Source organism: Methylobacillus arboreus, from assembly GCF_020532725.1.
GTDB lineage: Bacteria > Pseudomonadota > Gammaproteobacteria > Burkholderiales > Methylophilaceae > Methylobacillus > Methylobacillus arboreus.
In genome coordinates this window covers 878,258-902,002 of the sequence record NZ_JAJAVC010000003.1, presented here as the reverse complement: position 1 = coordinate 902,002, position 23,745 = coordinate 878,258, and the positions used below count along the sequence as shown (strand labels likewise).

Annotated in this window: 20 protein-coding genes; 11 read left to right on the top strand and 9 right to left on the bottom strand. The window is 54.5% G+C overall.

The window, feature by feature from the left end; all coding sequences use genetic code 11:
- Positions 1-3: 3 nt before the first annotated feature.
- Positions 4-2,226 carry a RelA/SpoT family protein gene (locus LG198_RS04235; RefSeq protein WP_230341906.1) on the top strand — a complete coding sequence of 741 codons (2,223 nt, stop codon included), beginning with the start codon at positions 4-6 and terminating at the stop codon, positions 2,224-2,226.
- A gap of 106 nt (positions 2,227-2,332) precedes the next feature.
- Here the strand turns inward: LG198_RS04235 and LG198_RS04230 are convergent, their stop codons facing one another.
- Complete coding sequence (locus LG198_RS04230) at positions 2,333-2,947, bottom strand: DNA-3-methyladenine glycosylase family protein (RefSeq protein ID WP_230341905.1); 615 nt, start codon at positions 2,945-2,947, stop codon at positions 2,333-2,335.
- A gap of 421 nt (positions 2,948-3,368) precedes the next feature.
- On the opposite strand from LG198_RS04230, the gene ada reads away from it, so the two are divergent.
- The 4 genes from ada to LG198_RS04210 all read left to right on the top strand — a co-directional run bounded on the left by ada (position 3,369) and on the right by LG198_RS04210 (position 6,641).
- On the top strand, positions 3,369-4,436 hold the full coding sequence (gene ada / locus LG198_RS04225) for a bifunctional DNA-binding transcriptional regulator/O6-methylguanine-DNA methyltransferase Ada (RefSeq protein WP_230341904.1): 1,068 nt from the start codon (positions 3,369-3,371) through the stop codon (positions 4,434-4,436).
- 42 nt (positions 4,437-4,478) lie between these two features.
- Positions 4,479-5,123 carry a DNA oxidative demethylase AlkB gene (gene alkB / locus LG198_RS04220; RefSeq protein WP_230341903.1) on the top strand — a complete coding sequence of 215 codons (645 nt, stop codon included), beginning with the start codon at positions 4,479-4,481 and terminating at the stop codon, positions 5,121-5,123.
- Between the two features lie 92 nt (positions 5,124-5,215).
- Positions 5,216-5,911, top strand: coding sequence for a glutamine amidotransferase (locus LG198_RS04215; protein WP_230341902.1), 696 nt, complete (start codon positions 5,216-5,218; stop codon positions 5,909-5,911).
- A gap of 7 nt (positions 5,912-5,918) precedes the next feature.
- Positions 5,919-6,641 carry a GNAT family N-acetyltransferase gene (locus tag LG198_RS04210; protein WP_230341901.1) on the top strand — a complete coding sequence of 241 codons (723 nt, stop codon included), beginning with the start codon at positions 5,919-5,921 and terminating at the stop codon, positions 6,639-6,641.
- 4 nt (positions 6,642-6,645) lie between these two features.
- On the opposite strand, the gene LG198_RS04205 is transcribed toward LG198_RS04210, so the two are convergent.
- Positions 6,646-7,527: a LysR family transcriptional regulator gene (locus LG198_RS04205; RefSeq protein WP_230341900.1), complete on the bottom strand. Its 882-nt coding sequence runs from the start codon at positions 7,525-7,527 to the stop codon at positions 6,646-6,648.
- 167 nt (positions 7,528-7,694) lie between these two features.
- Here LG198_RS04205 and LG198_RS04200 point away from each other — a divergent pair, with 167 nt between their 5' ends.
- From LG198_RS04200 to LG198_RS04175, 6 genes are all read left to right on the top strand, one after another.
- Complete coding sequence (locus LG198_RS04200) at positions 7,695-8,351, top strand: SDR family NAD(P)-dependent oxidoreductase (RefSeq protein WP_230341899.1); 657 nt, start codon at positions 7,695-7,697, stop codon at positions 8,349-8,351.
- 145 nt (positions 8,352-8,496) lie between these two features.
- The gene (locus tag LG198_RS04195) at positions 8,497-9,774 is read left to right on the top strand and encodes a TolC family protein (protein WP_230341898.1); all 1,278 of its coding nucleotides are present in this window, start codon (positions 8,497-8,499) and stop codon (positions 9,772-9,774) included.
- Entirely contained in the window at positions 9,771-10,868 is a 1,098-nt protein-coding gene (locus tag LG198_RS04190) for an efflux RND transporter periplasmic adaptor subunit (RefSeq protein WP_230341897.1), read from the top strand. The genes LG198_RS04195 and LG198_RS04190 overlap by 4 nt, the downstream gene beginning before the upstream one ends.
- Complete coding sequence (locus tag LG198_RS04185) at positions 10,868-13,957, top strand: efflux RND transporter permease subunit (RefSeq protein WP_230341896.1); 3,090 nt, start codon at positions 10,868-10,870, stop codon at positions 13,955-13,957. Before LG198_RS04190 ends, LG198_RS04185 begins: the two co-directional genes overlap by 1 nt.
- Before the next feature lie 9 nt (positions 13,958-13,966).
- The gene (locus LG198_RS04180; RefSeq protein ID WP_230341895.1) at positions 13,967-14,638 is read left to right on the top strand and encodes a response regulator; all 672 of its coding nucleotides are present in this window, start codon (positions 13,967-13,969) and stop codon (positions 14,636-14,638) included.
- Positions 14,635-16,023 (top strand): sensor histidine kinase, encoded by a 1,389-nt coding sequence (locus LG198_RS04175; protein ID WP_230341894.1) that lies wholly within the window; start codon positions 14,635-14,637, stop codon positions 16,021-16,023. The genes LG198_RS04180 and LG198_RS04175 overlap by 4 nt, the downstream gene beginning before the upstream one ends.
- A 170-nt stretch (positions 16,024-16,193) precedes the next feature.
- Here LG198_RS04175 and LG198_RS04170 read toward each other — a convergent pair whose 3' ends face one another.
- From LG198_RS04170 to LG198_RS04140, 7 genes are all read right to left on the bottom strand, one after another.
- The gene (locus LG198_RS04170) at positions 16,194-16,445 is read right to left on the bottom strand and encodes a helix-turn-helix domain-containing protein (RefSeq protein WP_230341893.1); all 252 of its coding nucleotides are present in this window, start codon (positions 16,443-16,445) and stop codon (positions 16,194-16,196) included.
- Between the two features lie 786 nt (positions 16,446-17,231).
- Complete coding sequence (locus LG198_RS04165) at positions 17,232-20,060, bottom strand: DUF927 domain-containing protein (RefSeq protein WP_230341892.1); 2,829 nt, start codon at positions 20,058-20,060, stop codon at positions 17,232-17,234.
- A gap of 2 nt (positions 20,061-20,062) precedes the next feature.
- Positions 20,063-20,404: a hypothetical protein gene (locus LG198_RS04160; RefSeq protein WP_230341891.1), complete on the bottom strand. Its 342-nt coding sequence runs from the start codon at positions 20,402-20,404 to the stop codon at positions 20,063-20,065.
- Positions 20,401-20,610, bottom strand: a complete 210-nt coding sequence (locus tag LG198_RS04155) for a helix-turn-helix transcriptional regulator (RefSeq protein ID WP_230341890.1) — start codon at positions 20,608-20,610, stop codon at positions 20,401-20,403. The genes LG198_RS04160 and LG198_RS04155 overlap by 4 nt, the downstream gene beginning before the upstream one ends.
- Positions 20,611-20,708: 98 nt before the next feature.
- Positions 20,709-21,287, bottom strand: coding sequence for a Fic family protein (locus tag LG198_RS04150; protein WP_230341889.1), 579 nt, complete (start codon positions 21,285-21,287; stop codon positions 20,709-20,711).
- 29 nt (positions 21,288-21,316) lie between these two features.
- The gene (locus LG198_RS04145) at positions 21,317-22,033 is read right to left on the bottom strand and encodes a DUF4670 domain-containing protein (RefSeq protein WP_230341888.1); all 717 of its coding nucleotides are present in this window, start codon (positions 22,031-22,033) and stop codon (positions 21,317-21,319) included.
- A 381-nt stretch (positions 22,034-22,414) separates the two neighbouring features.
- Positions 22,415-23,629 carry a tyrosine-type recombinase/integrase gene (locus LG198_RS04140; protein ID WP_230341887.1) on the bottom strand — a complete coding sequence of 405 codons (1,215 nt, stop codon included), beginning with the start codon at positions 23,627-23,629 and terminating at the stop codon, positions 22,415-22,417.
- Positions 23,630-23,745 lie beyond the last annotated feature (116 nt).

Genomic DNA, 23,745 nt, shown 5'->3' with positions numbered 1-23,745 from the left:
TACATGGTTTTTGTTCCTGATCTTCTTTCCCAAGCCAGCGAGCAAGGAGCACTCGATATCGAGTCATGGCTTGCGTCACTGGACAAGCAATTCACTCCCGATGAAGTAGCGCTCATTCGCAAGAGTGCCGATTTTGTCGCGCCTTGTTACGCAGAGCGCCATGAGGTGACGACAGTCCCTGTGCTGCATCATGTATTGGGGGTTGCCTCCATTCTTGCGGGCATGGGCATGGATGCCGAGACGATTGCCGCTACGATTCTGCACGCCTGCCCGGAATATCTGCCTGAGTGGAAAGAAAAGCTGCAGGCTGAGTTTGATGCGCAGATCGTCGCACTGGTCGAAGGCATTGCGCGTATGGAGCAGATTCAGGGCTTCAGCCGTCCGGATATCAATCATACCAAGGACCGCAAGAAGGAAGGGGAAGCGCAGCAGGCCCAGGTAGAGAGCTTGCGCAAAATGCTGCTCGGCATGGTCGAGGATATTCGTGTCGTCCTGATCAAGCTGGCCGACCGTGTGGAGACACTCCGTAGCCTTGCCGGTGCGCCTGGGTCGGAGCAGCAGCGGGTTGCCCATGAGGCAAAAACGATTTTTGCGCCTCTGGCCAACCGCCTGGGGATCTGGCATATCAAGTGGGAGCTGGAGGATTTATCCCTGCGCTTCCTGGAGCCCAAGCTTTATAAGGAAGTAGCCAAGCTGCTTGCCGAGAAGCGAGTCGGGCGCGAGCAGTACATCAACGAGGTGCTGGAGCTGCTGCGGGAGCAATTGCAGGCGGCGGGGATCAAGGCCGAGATGATGGGCCGCCCCAAGCATATCTACAGCATCGTCAACAAGATGCGGCGCAAACAGCTTTCCTTCAGCGAGTTATATGATGTGCGGGCCGTGCGCATCCTGGTGGATGACATTAAGGATTGCTATGCCGTCCTCGGCTTGATTCATAATCTTTGGCAGCCTATCCCCAAGGAGTTCGATGACTATATCGCGCGTCCCAAGAGCAATAACTACCGCTCTTTGCATACTGTGGTCATTGGGCCCCGCAACCTGCCGCTTGAGGTACAGATACGTACGCACGAAATGCATTACAACTCTGAGCTGGGTGTCGCGGCACATTGGCGGTACAAAGAGGGCGGCAAGGCTGACAGTAAGTTTGATGAGAAGATTGTTTGGTTGCGGCAGATCTTGGAGTGGAAGCAGGATGTGTCCGACGATGGCGGTGCGATCGGCCAATTCAAGAATGAACTGTTCCAGGACAAGGTCTATGTGCTGACGCCTCAAGGCAAGGTGGTTGACCTGCCGCGTGGCGCGACCCCGGTGGATTTTGCCTATATCCTGCATACCGACCTTGGGCACCGTACCCGCGGCGCCAAGGTGGATGGCAGCATCGTGCCGCTCAACTACAAGCTGCAAAACGGCCAGCGCGTGGAGATCATGGCTGCCAAGCAGGGGGCGCCCAGCAGGGATTGGCTGAACCCGAACCTGGGCTACCTGCAAAGCGCCCGCGCACGTGCCAAGGTGCGGCATTGGTTCCGTTATCAGAATTTCGAGGAAAATGTTGCCCAGGGGCGCACCCGGCTGGATAAGGAGCTGCATCGCCTGGGCGCGGTGGACATCAATCTCGAGAAGATCGCGCAGAGGCTGCATTTTCCCAAGCTGGATGAGCTGCTCGCTGCGATTGGGCGCGGGGAGATTGGCGAGCACCAGATCACCCAGGCCGTGCAAAGCGAGTTGCCGGTCAAGCAGGAGCAGAATGCTCCCTTCCTGCTCAAGTCTGGCAGCAATGTCGATTCATCAGGGGTATTGGTCGAGGGCGTGGGCAACCTGATGACCTATATGGCGAAATGCTGCAAGCCTGCACCTCCGGACCCGATTGTGGGCTATGTGACGCGGGGCCGCGGGGTGACGATACACCGTCAGGCTTGCCCCTTTATCCATCGGTTGCCCGAGGAAAAGCACGATCGCCTGCTGGCAACGCAATGGGGCAATCGTCAGGAAAAACTTGCTGCAGTGGATATTGCGATCGAGGCCTATGACCGCCAAGGCCTGTTGCGTGACATCAGCGACCTGTTTGCGCGCGAGCGGGTGAATGTCACTCAGGTCAAGACCCAAAGCCGCAACAACCAGGCCAAGATGAGTTTCTCAATCGAGATTGTCGATCTGGACCAACTGGCGCGCCTGCTTGCCTTGTTGCGACAAGTGCCTAGCGTCAATTCGGCCAAGCGCCACTTGTAATTTTCTTGGCTGAATAGTTTTAAAGCGAGCGATCCTGGCTAGGCACTCTGCCGCGGACAGTACAAGTGGTACGGCAAGGCAGGGTAACAACGCCAGGAGAGTTTTGTTAGCCGCTCTTAGGCACCCGCCAGAGATACCAGGCAGCACTGCTACGGTAAGGGCTCCACGCCAAACCGATCTCCCGCAGGCTACGTGGCGCGGGGGCGGTGCTGAGTCCTTTCAGGCGGCGGTAGCCCTCGCGCACGCCAAAGTCATCGACCGGCAGGATGTCGGGGCGTCCCAGGGTATGCATGAGCAGCATCTCGACGGTCCAGCGCCCGATGCCCGGCAGCTCTACAAGTTGTGAGATCAGCGCTTCATCATCCATGGCGTGCGCTGCTGCATGACCGGGGATTTTCCCGGCTAGCGATGCCTGTGCAAGCCCGTGGATGCAATTGATCTTTCTCGCGGAAAACCCACAGGCACGCAGGGCTGCGACATCAGTTGCCAGCAATGCTTCAGGAGATGGGAAGTTTTCCTCGTGCAGGGTCAGCAGCCTGCCGAGGATGGCTGCTGCGGCCTTGCCATGCAATTGCTGGTAAGCCACTGCCCGGATCAAGGCTTCATATGGGGTTTGCGATGCTGGTGCCGGGTCTGGGCATGGGCCTATGGTATTCACCAGTCTTGCCCAGTCGTGATCAATGGCGGCAAGAAACATGCTCGCAGGCGAGGGTGTGTGCATATGGATGGTTTGTATTGAAAATCCGCAGCATACCGCGATTTGAAAGCCGGCTGACAATATAAATTCAACAGCAAGAAACGCGAAGCCAATCGTACAACCGCTTTGCTAGACTAGCCGATATATTGTAAGAGCCTGTTCACCATCTTTTCATCGGGTACGTTGTCCCGGCAGGGTAGGTGATGCAAGGCGCAAACCGCAGACGGGCTTATTGCCCGGCGAGGATTTGCAACGCAGCAGCGGCTGCGCTGCCGGGATAACCCGAAGGGCATGGCCCCAAAACGCGCCCGCTCCGCGTTGCAGCCCTTGGCAAGGCAATGAGCATTACCTGCGGACTGCGCCTTGACCGGACGTGTTTTGAAGCCATGCGCACCCCATGAAAAGATGGTGAACAGGCTCTAAGGATAAAGCTAAGGAGGATGACATGCAGGAGGGCAAGGAGCAAACCAGGTCTGCGATTGAGAATGACCCGCGCTGGCAGGCAGTATCGCATCGCGATGCCAGCCTGGATGGACAGTTCTATTACGCCGTGCATAGCACCGGCATCTATTGCCGGCCTTCCTGTCCGGCGCGCAAGCCCAAGCCGGAGCATGTCAGTTTTTACCCCAGTGCCCTTGCGGCAGCGCAAGCCGGTTTCAGGCCTTGCAAGCGTTGCAAGCCAGACCAGATTTTGCCGCAGGCGCCTCATATGGGGTTGATCATGGAGGCCTGCAAGCTGATGGAGAAAAATCCCGACATCCAGTTGCCGCAATTGGCGGCAAAGCTTGGAATAAGCCAATTCCACTTTCATCGCGTGTTTAGGGCCATGACTGGCGTTACGCCAAAACAGTATGCCACTGCGATCCGGCTACGCAGGGTAAAAACCGGTTTGCAACAAGGGACGAATGTGACAGATGCTATTTATGATGCCGGCTTCAACACGCCTGGTCGTTTCTACGTGCAGGCAGAAGGATCGCTCGGCATGACGCCGACGAGCTACAAAAAAGGCGGCATGCACAAGCGCATCGAGTATGGCATGGCCGAGTGCGCTTTGGGACAGATGCTGGTTGCTGCTACTGATAAAGGTATCAGTGCCATCCTCTTGGGGGACAATGCTGATACGCTGTTGACCGAATTACGCAGCATTTTTCCGCATGCCGAGTTAGTGTGGGGCAATTCCGGATTCGAGCAATTGCTTGCCAAGGTTGTAGAGCTGGTCGTTAATCCAACCCAGGCAGTGGAATTGCCATTGGATATCCAAGGTACTGCCTTCCAGCAACGCGTATGGCAATTGTTGCGCGCTATTCCTCCTGGGCAGACCGTCAGCTATTCGGAGCTGGCGCAGCAACTGGGAGCGCCCAATGCCATACGTGCAGTGGCGAGTGCCTGTGCAGCCAACAAGTTGGCAGTAGCGATTCCATGCCATCGCGTGTTGCGCTCCGATGGTCAGCTGGCTGGATACCGGTGGGGGCTGCAACGCAAGCGGGCACTGCTGGATAAGGAATCCGAATAACTCACGTTTTACCTTTCACCTTAGCTCGCAATCAACCACGACATGAATCACGATCTTTTCGGCCACATGGAACAAGCGCTCATTACATTGCAGCCGGGCGCATTCATCCTGCGTGATTTTGCAGGGGATTGTGCCAGCCAGCTCTGGCAGGATTTGCAACAGGTATTGAGTGCCGCGCCCTGGCGCCACATGCAAACGCCGGGCGGCTTGACCATGTCAGTCGCCATGAGTAATTGTGGAAGGCTGGGCTGGGTTTCCGACCATGCCGGGTATCGTTATGCTGTGGAAGATCCTTTATCCGGCCAGCCTTGGCCACCCATGCCGCCATCTTTTATCACCCTTGCAGAATCAGCCGCTGCCAAGGCCGGATTCGACCGGTTTAGGCCCGATGCCTGCCTGATCAACCGTTACGAAGCAGGGGCCAAGCTCAGCTTGCACCAGGACAAGGATGAGCGTGATTTTTCCCAGCCTATCGTCTCGGTGTCGTTGGGTTTGCCTGCAACTTTCCTGTTTGGCGGATTGAAGCGCACAGATCCGGTGCTGCGTACGGAGCTTCATCATGGCGATGTCGTCGTGTGGGGCGGCCCGGCCCGGTTGCGCTACCACGGCATATTGCCGCTTAAGGCAGGGCAGCATTGCACGGCTGGCAATGCGCGGATAAACCTGACATTTCGCGCGGCTGGCTGATCAGGCTTTTCATCTGCAATCACTACCGTACATGGCGTATTTACTGTTAAATGGTGCACCCATAGACTGACCAATAATAAGGAGAACATGTCATGAAAACCGCTGTTACGCTGCGCCATATTGCCTTCGAGGATCTCGATGGCATTGCGCCATTGCTTGAGCAGGCTAGCTATCAAACCCAGTATATCGATACGCCCAATGCCACCGGCACGGACTTGAAGCAAGCGCGCGATGCAGACTTGCTGGTGGTGCTGGGCGGGCCGATCGGCGTTTACCAGACCGACGACTATCCTTTCCTTCAGCCCGTGATCGACTTGACCGGCGAGCGCCTTAGGCGTGGACAGCCAACCCTCGGGATTTGCCTGGGCGCTCAGATCATGGCGCATTCGCTCGGGGCGAAGGTCTATGCAGGCGAGGCGGGCAAGGAAATTGGCTGGAGCCCGTTAAGCCTCACTGCGGAGGGCCGGCAATCCGTATTGGCGCCGATTGGAGAGGACCATTCGGTGCTGCATTGGCATGGCGACACGTTTGACCTGCCTGAAGGTGCAGTCAGGCTGGCCTCCTCATCCCTCTATGCCAATCAGGCGTTTGCCTACGGCAAGCACGGGCTTGCCCTGCAATTCCACATCGAGGTAACGGCGGCAGGGTTGGAGCGCTGGTATGTCGGGCACGTGGGGGAGCTGGGTGGATTCTCCATTCCAGAACTGCGCAAACAGGGGCAGGCTTTTGCACCGCAATTGGCTCCCAGGCTGGAACGGGTGATCAAGCAATGGTTGAGCCAGTGGTGACAATGCCATGAGCCAGGATGTGAATAAGTACGGCCAGCCTGTTGGTCGCAGCCTGCCTGATTGGCAACCTCGGCCATTCCCGCCGCATACGATTCTTAAAGGCCGCTACTGCTGGCTGGAGCCGATTGATGACAGGCACGCGGAAAGCCTGTTTGCCGCATACCATCAGGCGCCTGATGCCAGGGATTGGACCTATATTCCCCTAGATAGGCCGGATAATCCCGGGGATTGCCAGGCGTATGTTGCATCATTGAAATCCTCTGTTGATCCACAGCATTACGCGATTGTCGATCCACTGAGCGGAAAAGCGCTGGGCACCCTGGCCTTGATGCGCATCAGTCCGGCTGTTGGTTCTGTGGAAGTCGGCTTTGTGGTGTATTCGCCTTTGTTGCAGAAATCCACCGCGGCCACCGAGGCGCAGTTCCTGCTCATGCAATATGCTTTTGAAACCTTGGGTTATCGGCGTTATGAATGGAAGTGCGACAGCCTGAATGCGCCTTCAAAGGCAGCAGCATTGCGCCTGGGGTTCACGTTCGAGGGGATATTCCGCCAGGCCGTCGTCTACAAGGGGCGCAATCGGGATACGGCATGGTTTTCCATCATTGACAGCGAATGGCCCGGATTGGCACAGGTTTATCGGCAATGGCTGTCGCCGGATAATTTTGATGCATCAGGAAAACAGCACCAGCGCTTGCAGGATTTCATGCGGCGCGATGTTGCGGCTGAATAAATGCTTAACCAAGCCTATGAATTAAATAATCTATAAATGATGTTAATTTGGGTGTCGCTTGCCTCTCCTTGGGATAAACAGCGTGTACGGGCTTGGGCGGGGGAGTGAAGTCTTTCAGCACCTCTACCAATGTGCCATTGCTAAGGTCTGCTTCAAGTAATACTTTGCTCATCATGATGATGCCAATTCCTTTTAATGCTGCTTCTCTTAATGCTTGTCCATTGTTGGAAGCAAATCGGGAGTGGTTGCTGCTGTGACGGTTAATTGATTTCTCAACCACTTTCCAGCCACTATGGTTGCGCCAATTAGTGAACCCGAGGCAATGGTGATCGCGTAAGTGTTCTGGCTTCGTTGGAATTCCATGTTTGTCTAAGTAAGCTGGCGATGCGCATATGGCCAGCTCGAATGTGGAAAGTTGACGGGCAATATAGGAAGAATCTGCCAGTTCACCAATCCGAACGGCGACATCGAACCCTTCATCAATGATGTCAACAAAACGGTCAGAGAGAGACAGTTCGATGCTGACCTCTGGATAGGCCATGAGGTAATCGCAAATAATCGGTGAGAGCATCAAGGACCCAAACCAAAGGGATGCCGTGACCTTGAGCAACCCCTTGGGCCTGCCACTGACTATCGTCGCTCCCGCTTCAGCCGCCTCGACCTGCTTGAGGATTTGCTTGCAGCTCTCGTAATAGTCCTTTCCTACCTCAGTCACTTGCAAGCGCCTGGTAGTGCGCTTGATCAGGGTCGCATCCAACCTTCTTTCAATCTCGTTGATATGCTTGGTCACCATGGCAGGGGAAATCCTGAACACGTTGGCGGCAGCCGTAAAGCTTCCAAGCTCCACTACCGAGGCGTACACCTGCATGCTCATAAAACGATCCATTTCACACTTTCAGTAAACAATCTTTTTAATATTACGCTATTTATCACCACTCTCGTAACCGCCAGAATAACTGTCACTCACCAACCAGTGTTATCCCAATTTTTCGTGGGCAATGTCGATGGGATAGCTATCATTCGATTCAAATTCTTATTGAGGTAAACAACCCTATGAAAACATTTCTTGGAATTGGCTCCGGCCCAGGCATTGGCATTGCCACTGCCGAGCGTTTTGCGCGTGAAGGTTTCCAGATCATCCTGGCCAACCGGAATGCCGGCAACACTCAGGCCTTGGTTGATCAATTGAAAGCCAAGGGTTTCCAGGCCGAGGCCAGGACCGTAGATGCGACCGACGCAGCCCAGGTGGCGGCATTGGTGGCTGAAATAGAAAGCCAGTATGGCGCGATCGACGTGTTGCACTACAACGCCGCCAATCTGCGTCAGGCTACAATCTCCAGCCAGCCGAACGACACTTTTGTCAGTGACCTGGCAGTCAATATTGGAGGCGCGTTAGCTGCAGTGCGCGCTGTCGCTCCCAAAATGATAGCCTCCAAGAATGGCACCATCTTGCTGACGGGTGGTGGATTTGCGCTTTATCCCAGCCCCGACTACTTGTCCTTGAGCATTGGCAAGGCAGGTATCAGGACATTGGCGCTCGGGATATTTGAGTCCTTCAAGGAGCAAGGCGTTCATGTGGCGACCGTGACGGTTGCAACGTTTGTGAATCCTGGCTCGAAGGAAGCCCAGGATATTGGCGAGCAATTCTGGCAGTTGCACTCTCAAACCCGCGACCAATGGACGGTTGAAGCAAGCTACCCGGCAAACTGATCGTAAATCCAGGATTTCTCCTTAGGTATTGATTGAGCTTATGGGTGAGCCTGGAATTAAATTACAGTAAGTACAGGGACTGTCAGACTGTTGTCAGCCAGGCTTAAGGTTGATGTATGGACCGCGTGCATAGAATCCCGCCATCATGCGAAAAAGATGGAACGATTTGCTATGTACGGCCTTGCTGCCAATTATGGGCTTGGTCATATCTTCGACGGGGGCTGCAGAGCCTGAGACCCTGACCTTGCGCCAGCTTGCGCAGGAACTGCGTGCGCGCAATGCGCAGTTTATTCAGGCCGAGCAGGAGCGCCAGCAGATCGAGGCGCGCATTCCACAGGCCTTGGCATGGGATCAACCGATGATAGGCATGGAGCAGGCGCCTGTGCCTAGTAACCCTGCCAATATCAATCGTTCCCAGGGGATGAGCTACCGTCTGACGCAAACCATGTCTTTCCCTGGTAAGAAGCGGCTGGCTGCCGATATCCTCGAAGCGGAGGCGGGCAGTGCAGGGGCGCAGATTGATGGGCTTTATGTTGATTTGCTGGCGGAGTTGAAGCGGCAGTATTACCAGTTGCTCGCCCTGCAACAGCAAGCCGAGATCAACCGCAATACCCTGGAGCGCCTCAATCAGGTCAAGCAGGTTGCCAAGGTGCGCTATGCCAATAACGCTGCGGCCTTTGTCGATTACATGAATGCCCAGGTCGCACAGGGCAGTGCCGAAAACGATGTCTACCAGACCCAGCGCCAGATCGAGCAAACCCAGCAAGGGCTGAATACGCTGATTGGCCGCAATCCTACCCAAGCGTTGACAGTGGCGGTCGAGCCTCTGGAAGCATTGAACCTGCGTCCGTTGACTGAGTTGATCCATGCGTCGCAGGGCCAGCATCCCAACCTGCGCAATTCCGCCTATCGTATCCAGGCTGCACGGAAAAACCTGGACCTGGCGAAAAAAGCCTATTACCCCGACATGCAGGTCATCCTGACCAAGAACAGCAATCACCCTCCCTATGGCCTGGCTGGGAATGAGTATGGCGTGGAGGTGGACCTGATCCTGCCGACCTGGTTTTTCGAGCGTGAAAAGGCTGGTGTTAGCGAGGCCAATGCGGGCGTCATTTCTGCCCAGGCAGGTGCCGAGCTTGCCTGGCGCCAGGTACAACTGGAAATTGCCAATGCCTACAGCCAGATACAGCAAGTGCTGAAAGAAAAGGAATTGTTGCAACAGCGCCGCTTGCCGGAGGCCCAGGCTGCCTACCGCCTGGCATTGAACAGCTATGCCAACAATGCCGGGGATTTCAATGGCTTGCTGCTTGCCCAGCAAAACCTGCGCGATACCGAGCTTTCAGCCGCGTGGGTGGATAGCGCATTACAACAGGCCAAGGCCGCGCTTGATGCAGCGATGGGGCTGGGAATGGATACGCCATGAAAAAACTCCTGTTGCCCCTGATATTTGTGCTGGGTGCTGGATTAGGCGCCTGGCTGGCGCCAATTGCATTGAATCCGTCATTACAGCCGGAGGTTGTACGACGGCCCTTTCCGGAGGAGGAAGTTCCCACTTCGGGCAAGGTCGATCCTGATTTTGTTGCCAGTGCCTTGCCTGAGCAACGTGATATTGATGACGTCATCCCGCTGATGGGCAGGCTGGCATTCAACGCCGAGAAAATCCACCTGGTTTCCGCGCGCATCGCCGGCAGGCTGGACCGTATCCTGGTGTTCGAGGGAGCGCAGGTGCGCCATGGGCAGCCATTGGCGGCACTCTACAGCCCGGAATACATCTCTGCCCAGAATGAATTGCTCCTCGCACGCAATACTTGGCGTACCCTGCAATCTAGCCGTGCCACGCAGGAGTTGGCAGAGGATGCTGAATCGACCTTGCAATCGGCGCGCGAGCGCATGCGTGTCATGGGCGCTTCTGAGCAGGATATTGCCGCACTGGAGCAAACCGGGCGTGTCAATGAGCATCTCTTGCTGCGCGCGCCTATCAGTGGCGTGGTGACGCAGCGCAATCTCGATCCCGGCGCTTTCATCAACCTTGGCGATAGCTTCATGTCGCTGGCGGATACTTCCACGCTCTGGTTTTTTGGCAATGTCTACGAGCAGGACTACCAGCGCATCCGGCAGGGCCAATCCTTGCAGCTTGATGTACAGGCCTTGCCTGGCAAGCATTACCGTGCGCGTGTGGACATGCTGTCGCCTACCTTGGATACCGAAACCAATACCTTGCGCATACGCTGCCTGGTGACGAACGATGGCAATTTGCGCCCAGACCTTTTTGCCACTGCCAGTCTGAATGCCGACAGCTATCGGGCATTGCTTGTACCTGCCGATGCTATCGTGCGCTCCCAGCAGGTGGATTACCTGATCGTGGAAACCCAGGATGGGCATTACCGTAAGCGCCAGGTGAACATCAAGCCATACCGGGATGGCCTGGTGGCCGTCACTGAGGGGTTGTCCGCCGATGAAAAAGTCGTTGTGCGCGGCTCAACACTGCTCAACCAGAAACTGTCAGGGGCGGTGTAATGCAGGCAAGCGGTGCCTTCATTGCCGGAGTATTGCGCCGCCGGATATTGATTCTCGGGCTTGCCGTTGGCTTGTTGGTGCTGGGATATGTCAGCTTTGCTAAGCTGCCCATCGAGCCGTATCCCAATATCTCGCCGCTCAATGTGCAGGTGATTACCCAGTGGCAGGGCCGCGGCACCAACGAGGTCGAGCGGCAGATCACCGTGCCGGTGGAAACCGCGCTTGCCAACTTGCCCAACCTCAAGACCTTCCGCTCGGTTTCCCTGTTTGGCCTGTCGGTGGTGACGCTGCAATTCGAGGATGGCACGGATTCCTTTACCGCGCGGCAGAATGTGCAGCTGCACCTGGATACGGCTGAATTGCCGGATGGCGTGCAAAGCGAGCTGAGCCCTGATGCCGATGCCCTGGGGGAAGTGCTGCGCTACCGCGTGGCTTCAGACAGCGGCGATGATGTCATGGTGTTGAAATCCTTCCAGGATTGGGAAATCTACCGCCAGCTCAAGACTGTGCCGGGAATTGCCGACATCAATGGCTTCGGCGGCCCGACCAAGCAATATCAGGTGCTGCCAGATATTCGCAAGTTGCAGTCATACAACATCTCGCTAAATGAGCTGGTGGAGGCCTTGAGCAATGCCAACGCCAATGCGGGCGGCGGTAATTTACGAGCGGGCGAGCAGCAATATGTGGTGCGCGGTATCGGCTTGATCAAGACTCTGCAGGATGTCCGCAATATCGTGATTGTCTCGCGTGGCGGCATCCCGGTCAGGGTGGGTGATGTTGCCCGCGTGGAGTTCGGCTTTGCCCCGCGGCTGGGGGTAGTGCAATACAACGACGACCCGGATGCCGTGGAGGGCATTGTACTCATGCGGCGCGGGGGCAATGCATCGGAAATGCTGCAGCGCGTCCACGACAAGGTGGAGGAAATCAACCGTGGCGGCATTTTGCCGCAAGGCATTACGCTGGAGCCGTTTTACGACAGGCAGGAGTTGCTGAACCTGACCATGGGCACCGTGCATCACACCCTGCTGTTCGGCATGGCTTTGGTGTTGATCGTCCTGTTTGTTTTCCTTGGGAGCTTGCGCGCGGCACTTGCGGTGGCAGTGGTGATTCCGCTCGCGCTCAGCGTCTCGTTCGCCGGCATGGTGCTGGCGATTCCCGCCAACCTGATCTCGCTTGGCGCGATTGATTTCGGCTTGATCGTCGATGCCGCGGTGATCGTGATCGAAAACATCATGCGTCGCCTCGAAGGCGGTACAAGCAACCTGCGCCAGACCATCGTCGCGGCAGTGGCAGAAGTACAGCGCCCGATGATTTTCTCCACCATGATTATCATCATGGCCTATGCGCCGCTGTTCATCATGGGCGGCGTGGAGGGCAAGATTTTCCATCCCATGGCCTATACCATGGGGCTGGCTTTGCTGGCTTCCATGGTACTAAGCCTGACCTTTATTCCCTCTGCGGCATCCTTCCTGTTCACGCCTGACAAACTTGCGCACCGTCCGGGCATGATCAATGTCCTCATCAAGCTTTACCAGCCAGTCCTGGCAAGGCTGCTCCGCAATCCGGGGCTTGTGGCCGTGGCGGCCTTGCTGGTGTTTTCCATTGCCCTTTTTGGCGCCAGCCGGTTGGGCACCAGCTTTCTACCGACCCTGGAGGAAAACAACCTCTGGTTACGCATCAGCCTGCCGAATACGGTGGACCTGCATTACTCCTCTGACTTTGCCACTCAGGTGCGTGATTATTTGCGCAAGCAGCCGGAGGTCAAGACGGTGGTGGCGCAGATTGGCCGCCCCGATGATGGCACCGATGCTACGGGCGTATTCAATGTCGAGTTCGGCGTTTACCTGAAGAAACCGGAGCAATGGCCGCAAGGCGTAACGCGGAGCGACCTGGTGCGCAGGGTAGAAGGTTATCTGCAGCAGATTCCCGGCATTGAGTATAACTTCTCGCAATATATCCAGGACAACGTGGCCGAGGCGCTTTCGGGCGTGAAGGGAGAAAACTCAGTCAAGATATTTGGCGATGACCTCGATGTGCTGCACGAGAAAGCCCTCGAGGTGCAGGCCGTATTGCGAGATATCGAGGGCATGAGCGATGTCGGCATTTTCCGCGAGCTGGGGCAGCCTACCATGAATATCCGCGTGGATCGCGAGGCCAGCGCGCGCTTTGGCCTGAATGTGGCCGATATCCAGGCGCTGGTGGTGAACGCCATCGGCGGCAATCCGGTTGGAAAGGTTTTGGAAGGGGAGCGTAGCTTCGACCTGGCATTGCGCTTTCCTGCCGAGCAGCGTAACCGCCTGGACTTGATTCAGCGCCTGTTTGTCGATACGCCGGATGGGCAACGCATTCCCTTGGCTATGGTAGCGCAAGTGGAGCTCAGCGACGGGCCGTTTTTTATCTATCGCGAATCAGGGCGCCGCTTTATCGCGATCCGGTTCGGCGTGCGTGATCGCGACCTGGGCAGTGCCGCGGCCGAGGCGCAAAAGCGGGTGGTCGAGCATGTCGACTTGCCCCGTGGTTACCGCATGCAATGGGATGGCCAGTTCAACCAGATGCAGGAGGCGCACAAGAAGCTTGCCATTATCGTGCCGCTCACTTTATTGGCGATCTTCATCATGCTGTATTCCGCATTCGGCAGCGCCAAGGATGCCAGCCTGGTCTTGCTCAATGTGCCATTCGCCACCATTGGCGGCATTGCAGCGCTATACCTCGCAGGCGAGGAGCTTTCCATCTCGGCTGGCATCGGCTTTCTCTCCTTGTTCGGTATTGCCATCCAGGATGGCGTGATCCTCATCTCCTATATCAAGAGTTTGTATAATCAAGGGCACCACGACCTGGAGCAGGCCATTCTTGAAGGAGCCTCCATGCGATTGCGCCCGGTGTTGATGACCGCCATGCTGGCGGGCTTGGGCCTGTTGCCCGCCGCCTTGTCGCAGGCCATCGGCTCGCAAGCCCAGCGCCCCTTGGCATTGGTGATTGTGGGTGGCATGGTTACTACCACCTTGCTTACCTTGCTGGTGCTGCCCGTGGTGTTTGGCTGGATCTATCGCCATTATCCCAGGAGCGTCAGCACCGAGAGTGCTTATTAAAGGAAGACTATGCGCATATTGGTTGTTGAAGACGATGCCATCCTTGCGGAAGGTACTTGCGAGTCGCTTACCAGGGCGGGCTACGCCGTAGATATTGCTGAAACCGGCACTCGCGCCAATGTAATGATAGAAGCAGGCGGTTACGACATGGTGTTGCTCGACATCGGCTTGCCGGGCATGGATGGTTTCGAGGTGCTGCGCCGCCTGCGCAAACACAACAGCAATATCCCTGTCCTGATTATTTCAGCCCGAGATGATGTCGATTTCCGCATTTACGGCCTCGACCTCGGCGCGGATGACTTCATGCTCAAGCCTTTTGTGCTGGCCGAACTGCACGCCCGCACCCGTGCCTTGCTGCGCCGCCATACCTTGAACGAGCGCAACACCCTGGCATGCGGCAAACTGGTGGTCGACCTCAGCGCCCAACGGGCTAGTGTGGACGGCGAGCCCATCGAACTTTCCATTCGCGAGTGGGATGTGTTGGTTTATCTCTTGCGTAATCTCGGCAAGGTCGTGCGCAAGGAAGCCATCATCGAAACCCTGTGCGACTGGAAAACCGACATCAGCGTCAATGCGGTTGAGGTCTATATTTCGCGGTTGCGCACCAAGCTCGATGCGCATGGCATCAATATCCGCACCGTGCGCGGCTTCGGCTATCTGCTGGATGAACCTGCCGTATGAAACCAGCCAATAGCCTCCGTCGCAAGCTCCTGCGCTGGCTATTGGTTGCGCTGAGCGCGCTGGTGGCCGTTGGGATCGTCACCGACTACTTCATGGCGCTAGAGCCTGCGCGTGAAGTCTACGACCAGCATCTTCTCAAGCTGGCCTACAACCTGGAACGGTCATTGCCGAGCGATCAAGCCCGATGGCAGGCAAGCTACCCAGAGATAGAGCGCACATTGCTACGCAGCGAGCAGGATAGCTACGATTCTGCCAAGGCGGCGATTTTCGACCTGCAAGGCCGGTTTATTGCTGGCGTGCAAGATTTGCCGATCCGTGCGGCAGGCAACGACAACAAGCCATTGTTTTATGAGGCGGAATACAAGGGCGACCCGATTCGCGTTGTCGTATTCAAAAGCCAGTCGTTGGATGCCGTGTTCTACCTTGCGGAAACCACCTACAAGCGCAATCGCCTTGTGCAAAAGACCTTGCTGCACATGATAGTGCCTGAACTGGTTTTTGCCATTTTCTCCATCGTCGTGTTATGGATCGGGGTAGGGCGCGGCTTGCAACCGCTCGCGCAAATCCGCGCCCAGATCAACGCCCGCTCTGAAACCGACCTCAGTCCGATGGATGAGGGCAAGGCCCCGGTGGAAATCCGCGAGATCATTGTCGCGCTCAACTCCTTGCTCGCAAGGCTGGATCATTCCCTCAAGCTGCAAAACCAGTTCCTTGCCAATGCCGCACACCAACTGCGTACGCCACTGGCCGGCTTGCAAATGCAGTTGGAACTGGCGTCGGACCAAACCCCGGAAGACCGTGCGCAGTCCCACGAGCGCATGCTGGTGAGCACCCGGCGCATCGTGCGCCTTGCCAACCAGCTATTGGCGCTTGCCAGGGCCGAAGGCGAGGGCGAGGTCAACAAGTTTACTCCTCTGGATATTAGCCATGCGATTGAAGCTATGGCAGCAGAATGGCTGGCACGCGCTTATGACAAAGGCATAGACCTCGGTTTCAACCTTGAAAGCGCCCAGGTCAGCGGCAGCCTGTGGCAAATTCAGGAAATGCTTGCCAATCTTGTAGATAACGCCCTGCGTTACACGCCAGTGGATGGCAACATCACCATCCGTTGCATGCAGCATGGGAGCGAAGTATGGATAGAAGTGGAGGACAGCGGCCCAGGCATAGCGCCAGACCAGCGCGAGAATGTTTTCAATCGCTTCTTCCGCCTTGATGAAAACCAGGAAGGTTGCGGGTTAGGGCTGGCGATTGTGCGTGAAATTGTCCGCCATCACGGCGGAAAAATCACATTGGAAACTCCTGAGCATGCTCAGGGCACTTTAGTGCGTATCACTTTGCCTCGCCTGCAAGGCCAAGAAGTTAATCTTTTTGAATTGAATAGTTGATGCAATGTTGACTCAATGGGTGCTGAGAGAGAAAACTAAGAGTTGTAACTTATTGATTTTTCATGGTGCCGGGGCCTCAATCAAACAAATCGTTGTAAGCCTTGTGCTGCAACGGTCTTGTAAATTCAATTTTTCAATATGCCCCCAATTATGCCCCCAAACCATCATTGTCACTCTGCTTGCTGGTGGGCCGCTTCCCGTTTTTCCTCCCTGGCTATCTTGGTGGGTGGAGTCAGTAATTCCCCGGCCAGGTCTTGCAGCTTCAGCAGCAGGGTAAGGTGATGCTGCGCCCAAATAGGCAGGGGAGCATTGGCCGTCATCCAATTGGATACTGCTACCTTGCTCAAGCCTGTTGCCAGGGCGAAGTCTGATTGTTTCCAGCCCAGCTTATGCAGGCCTGTCTTGAACTCATCTACTGTCATAGGTACCTCTCTTATCCGGCTGGTGGTGTTAGCCAAAGGCTAACACCTTAGTTATGGTTAAGCAACTTTAACTTATTTAAATTTATCGTTTATGTAAAAGTGGGAAAATAATATCAATAAGTTACTTAAATTTAACTTAAAGTGGGAAATAGTTAAATTTGTTTATTTAACATAACGCCCGTTATATGAAGCGGTTTGGAAAATTTAAGGAAAGTGGGAAACCTAGTATTGGCGCGTCTTTCAGGGCATTTTCATGACTATTGCGCATGTCTGTATCATGGTACGGCTGCATTATTGTGCTGTCAGGTGCCTGTTCATTGCCCCACCCCCATGGGATTTCGCGGGGCTGCGAACAAAGGTAGGCAGGCGGTCTAGAGGATGGATGCTATAGACTTTTGACCCCCCTCCCTTGCTGCTGTATAACATAACCCCCTTAGCAAAATCTCATGGCTGGAAATCCAAGGGGGTTCGAATTACCCGTGATAAGGGAAACCTCTAGAAGGACCCGTAAATGTATACCGATCTGGTATACCTTTCTGTCATCTCAATCCACCAGCAACCAACCTCAAAAATCCCCGCGCATTTATATTCTGAAGCCCAGGCTTCACACGCGTTTTTCTCTCCTTATTGATTTTTTGAGTCGGGGCAAGTCGGGGCGCTCGGGGCACCGCGTCATTACTGGGTTTCAGCCGCCCCGAATTTCCGGGGCATACTCGGGGCAGTCGGGGCGACATTGTTCAAAACCGTGCAATGCCGTCCGTCCATTTACTGCGTTGGGTGACACAATCAAGCCTCATCATCACTATCAAATATCTTGCTGGTGATTCTGTAGCAGCGGGTATTGCCTTCACCTGGCAACCTTTCCTTGCGTGTGTAACCTTTACCATCTGGTATAAGAATGCCCTTGTCCACCAGCAGGCGGCAGACGGTGCGGCGGTCAAATCCCTTGCATATCTCCTGTTCGAACGTGACGGGGAACACGTAGTAATCCGTATCCTTGGCCTTCTTCTCATCGCCTTCAGGATAGGTGCTGCCGCTATAGATCGGCTTACCTTGCTCATCCTTGGCATCGTAGTGACGCCGGTAGCCCGCCCGGTTCACGGTCTTGGGGGCATGCTGGCTGGTATCGGATGCTGGCCTATCCCAATCGGTAAAACGCGCCTCACCATGCAGCTCGAAGAATTGGCGCACTTGGGCCAGCATGGCCGCCTGCTCCTGGTTGCCTGCACCGCCACGCTGGGCCAGCCATGCCTTGAAGCACGTGGCCGCTGCCTGGCTGGCTTCACCGGCTTGCCATCCGGTAATGCCCCATTGCGTTGCCAGCTCACCCGCTGCACTCACCAGGCCAAAGCGCAAGGCGGCCCGGGTTGCCTGCCCACCAGCATCAGCAGGCAAGTGATCCTGGTTGAATAACTCCTGCTCTTCCTTGATGGCCCGCTGTACATCCTGATATTGCTCTACCAGGTGCTTGATAAATGCCAGGGCAGGGGAGCCGTAATGCTTGATGGCTAGCTCATTGATCATCTTGGAGAAAGCCGCGCCACCAGCATGGCCGTGGATCTGTTCAAACAATCCCAGCCCCTTGCCTGCATTCGCTGGGATATCCAACAAACGTATCTCCTGCCCAGCCTTGGGTTTCTTCCCAGCCAATGCCATATGTTCAGCTAGACCAGCTTCACCACTTGAGATAAATAACAAGCGCCAGGTAGCAGTATCACGCATCGCCCCGGTTCGGCCTGACCGCACCTTGCCGCTGCCATTGGCAAGCATATAAGCCACTTCACCCGCTGCCCTGGGATCTACCTGGCTGATCTCGTCCAGCACCAGTAAGCAATCAGAATGCTGGGCGGCCAAAGCCTCTAACCCGTTATCCGTGGCCCGCCACCGCTGCAGGAAGTCAGCCCCACCCCATACCGATGAAGCCACGCGTAACGCCGTGGTCTTGCCCGTGGAGCTATCACCCCGATAATGAAAGCCACCGGACTCCATGCCCGTGACGTGCAACAACGGCCCGGCAAAGGCCGCTGAAATGGCAAACACCAGGCGGGAATTACCCGCACACAAGCCCGCCAATGCTTGCCAATCGGCCAGCTTACCGCGTGTCTTGAACGTGCTAGGTGTGGCGTTCAATGACTGATACAGAATGCGTTCGTCATCTGTCTGCCCGATAGTCCTATCCGGCATCACAAACACCTGGTCATGCCAGCCGGTACGCTCCACGCAACGGGCACGGGCTGTTACATTGGCCGTTTGGATATACTGGCTCAACAGATTGCGGGCCTTGGTGGACTGCGCAATCAGCAAGCCCATGCGGGATAACTCACGCCGGTATTCCGTGCCATCCCCGGCCAGCATCTCCATAGGCAAAGCCCAGGCATGATGCTGGCCATCCGGATCATCAAACTCCAACAAGTGCCCCCAGCTCTCGCTTTTGGCATCGCGGGTAACAGCCGTAATATCCAGCCTGGAGCATATCCATAAGGGCGGGGCATCATTACCGGTATCTGACTTGCCGTAATACCACACACCCTGATCATTCACATGGAAGCGACTGATAGGAGTATCGGATGCATCGTCCTGCATGGGGGCTGATACGCTGGTGTGTACAGACGTCTGCACAAAATCTACTTGCTTTGACAGCTCGGACATACGCTTAGCCGTCCATCCCCGGGCTACTAGGTCAGCTGCATCATCCTTATCTTGTAGGCTCTCGATCACGGCCAGGTTGATATGCTGCACTTTTGCCGCCCCTGCCTTGCGTAACAGACCATCAACGGCCTGCATGCACTTCACCCCGGCTTCGTCATTGTCCCGCCATAGCCAGACATTGCGCCCGGCCAATGGTGACCAATCCGTTTTACCCGGTGCCTGGGCACCGTTCAGCATCGTGGTGGTGACGGCGGCAGGGAACAATACAGCGGCGGCATCGGCGGCTTTCTCGCCCTCGCACACAATCACCAGGGCATCAGGCTTACCCACCAGCCCCGGCAGATTGTATAAAGGCCGTGGACTATCCAAGCCTTGCCATCGCCATTCCTGCTTACCCTGGGCATTCCTGCACCAGGTCAACGGCACAAACTGTTTCCGGTCGCTGGCCTGGCCCGGCTCAAACCGATACACCAGGCACAACAGCCCACCGGCGGCATCACGATATTCCCATTGCATGGATGGCAGCCCATACCGGTAATGCCGATCAAATGGACGTGGTGCATCCGAAGGCACGGGCAACACCGCTTCCCACTCGGGCTTTTTGCTGGTGGGTAAGGCTTGGGTATTGCCTACCTTGTTTTGCGAGCTTGTGCCGCGTTTCTGAGAGCCGCTTTTACCGCTATCCAACCCGAGGAACTGGGCTAGCAGCCTGGAAGCCTCACCTTGCCCGACTCCCTTGATATACGCCACCAGCGAAACCAAGTCTCCACCTTTGGCGTCATCTGCAAAATCCGCCCATGCGCCGGTATCCAGGTTGATGGAAAACGAGCCAGGCTTGCTATCTGCTCGCCTGGGGTTCAGGGGCAAATACTCACGGCCTTGTTGTTTGCCGCCTGGGCACCATCGGGAGAGCACTCTATCAATGCTGGCGAGAGCCGCTGCCTTTACTTGTGCGATAGAGGCCATGCTTAGCCCTCATGGCTGGGCTGAGATGCGGCGATGAAGTCGGCAGCCTCAGCAATATCGCCGTGCTTCTCGGCAATGCGTTTTAGGCTTTCATCGATAGAGGCAAGGTGCTTGATGATTACGGCATGCTGGTGGCCGGTATACCCAGCGGCCATCATGTTCAGTAAAGCAGGCATCAAAGTTTTGGAAGCATCCTTTTTATAGTCCTGTACACGTTTTAAGGCATCGCTGTTGGCAATGATATCCGCCGCCTTATTCAGCATACGATCTGCTAACGCTGCCGCTTCATGCTCCCCTAGAGCATTGGATGATACGGGCTGTATCGGCTCATCAAATAGGTTCATTTTGCAGCCCCTTCCTGAGCAAGGCGGGCAATCAGGTCATGAATATCCTCGGCTTTCCATACGGTGGTATTGGCCCCCAGCTTAATGGGGGCTGGGTATTTCCCGGCTTTAACGCCGCTCCACCATGTGGACTTGCCTACAGGAATAACAGAAAGGATTTGGGGCAGGCGGACAAAGCCTGTATTGGGTAGGGTGTTTTGAAGCATCGCAGTTTCCTCAAGTCTTGCAGCATCCGATTGGGTGCTGTGCGATGCTTATTTAATAAGTTAGGACAAGTAAAATTAAGCCCCGGGTCATCTATACCCTAAAACTCAGAGGCATCTTCACTTTCATTACAAAAAGCAGTTAACCGTCTAAGTATTTTTTCTGCTGTTTTTTTAGAAACACCCCAGTCCCTCTCTAATGCATATCCAGTAACTGCCGGATTGGCTAACTTATATTTAATAATACGTAGCTCTGTTGCAGAGTCATGAGTATTACCTCTCATGTACTCAAAATAGTCTAGAACTGATCTTTTTCTGGATATCCACTCGTAGTAATAAATCACACCTGCCCGGAAATAATCCCAAGCTATAGCTTTATTGTTTTCCCTGATGCAAGCATTGAAACATCCATAAGCCTCTAATGCAGAACAAAAATATTTTATTGATGCAATAAATTGTTTATTTTTTGGCACTCCGGATTCAATAGGGATCAATACAGCTACACGTTGTTTTATTCTTGGGATATCACTTATTTTTAAATGATAATTTGACTCATATTCTTGGATAGGAATATCAGATTGATATTCAATATATATGCTATCCAAGAAACTCTGTTCAAACTCCACCAAATCTTTTTCTAACCTACCCAATAATATTGCATCATATTTAAAGTTCCCCATTTTTATAGCCCTTTAATAATGGATGTTAACTAGCTACGCACAATAGACAAAGCACTGCTATTCAATTTGTAAGATTCTCCTTTCTGTACGATCTGTTTGATTGCAGATAAGTGACGTAATATCTCTGCTTGGGCTGAGCCAGTAAATATGAAGCGTGTATCATCTTGTGCCAATCGTAAAAAGGCACCTCCATATGTTTCAATTGCAAACAACGCATTAGCCTTAACTTCCTGCAAAGGAAGTTTTTGCTTTTTTTTCCGCTCTTCAGTACGCTGCTTTTCTTGGTTTTTCCTGGCCTCCACCTCCCTTGCTCTTTCCTGCTGTTCATCAAATAAGCGCCGTTGTTCTTTTAGAAATATAGCTTGCTGCTTGGTAGCTGGCATTGTGAAGCTTATATTGCTCTTTGCTTTACCCCTCACTTGTAGAGACGGATAAGGAACACGGAAACCCCGTTGATTGCCAAAAATAAGTATTGGCCCATGTGGTGTGAATACCACTAGCTGTGTACTTTTGTTATTACCTGCAAATCCAGGCAACCAATCAGGGAGTAATAACCCTGCTGATATCAAAGCATTTGGGCTGGCAGTACAAGTAAGACGCCCATAGCTACTAGATACCCTTATTTTTCCAAGCGGGGTGTCAATGTCAAAGTAAATTGAACCCCAATCACCAACCTTAAAATCATCAGGGATTGCAATACAAGGGTAGCCATTGGGTAGTGTAGTGATAGACTCAGCATTAGCCATGATAAAACCTCCTACTTAGGTTTGATTGTGGTCAGGGGTTGCTGGTGTTCGCACCACCAGCCGCCCCGGTTTTTATACGTGAATCCGCACGTATTACGGTAATGCTCTTTTCAAATTGCTGGTGGATATGCCAGCAGAAATAACAGGCGCGTTGCCGATTGTGCGGACGGCATTGCACGGCCGTGAACAATATTGCCCCGACTGCCCCGAGTATGCCCCGGAAATTCGGGGCGGCTGAAACCCAGCAATGACGCGGTGCCCCGAGCGCCCCGACTTGCCCCGACTCAAAAAATCAATAAGGAGAGGAAATTACCTGTAAAGATGTTGAGAAAGGGTGACAAATTGTCACCGTTATTAAATGACTCTCTCCAAAAAAAATCATCATGCTGCCCCTTTCAAATTGATCACTTTTGCACCCGCTTTCAACTCATCCAAATAATCAGCCCATGCCTGCATCATCTCTTTTCGCTGCTCGATGAACTTGGTCCGATTATAGGCACTGCCCAAGGCATCCGGCACCTTATGCGCTAGCTGGTGCTCGATGATGTGTGGGTCGATATTCAACCGTTCATGCAACAGGGTGCGCGCCATTGCCCGGAATCCATGGCCGGTAATCTGTGTCTTGGTGTCGTAGCCCATGCGTTTCAATGCGGCATTGATGGCGGCTTCGCTCATGGGCTTCTTGGGGTCATGTCCACCCATGAACACAAACTCACCATGGCTTGATACTGGGTGCAGGTCTTTCAGCAGGGCAATGGCCTGGGTAGAGAGTGGAACAAGATGATCTGTCTTGGTCTTGCTCACCCGGTAGCGCCATTCACCAGCCTCTAAATCAATATCTGTCCAGCGAGCCGCACGCAGCTCGCCAGGACGTACGAAAAACAATGGGGCAAGGCGTAGGGCTGTTTGAACTGTAAACGTACCTGTAAAGCCATCAATGGCCCTCAACAATTCTGCTACTTGCTTGGGATCCGTGAAAGCGGCCATATGTTCTACGGTTGCTGGTGGTAATGCCCCCTTTAAATCGGCAGTCACATCCCGAATAGCCCGGCCAGTTTGCACGGCATAGCGGAACACTTGCCCGGCAGATTGCAAGGTGCGGTGTGCTGTCTCTAGCTTGTTCTGGTTTTGAATACGCTTGATGCATTCCAGTACTTCAGGGGCGGTGATATCGGCAATAGGCTTGTTGCCAATCCAGGGGAATAGGTACAACTCAAACCATCTGAGTGTTCTTTGCTGATGCTTCTGTGTTTTGCCCGCCATATAGGATGCCATCCACTCCCTGGCGACCAATTCAAAGTTATTGGCAGCATTGGCCTGGTTGCTTTGCTTGGCTGCTTTTCTGGTTTCGCCTGGGTCGATACCTTGGGCAAGCAACTTCTTTGCTTCTGCCAGCCGATCACGCGCCATGGAAAGGGTGACGGCAGGGTAAACGCCAAAGGCAAGCCGCCTCTCCTTGCCATTGAAGCGGTATTTCACACGCCAATACCTGGAGCCATTGGGCATGACTTCCAGGTACATGCCCCCACCATCTGCCATCTTGTATGACTTGGCCTCGGGCTTGGCTTTACGTACTGCTACGTCATTGAGTTTCATGGGGGCATTTCCTCATCTGGGGGCATCAGATAGCCGCTGTTGGGTATATGCCCCCAATTATGCCCCCAATTATGCCCCCACTTGATAGCGGATTGCAATGGACGTGATTGAACGGT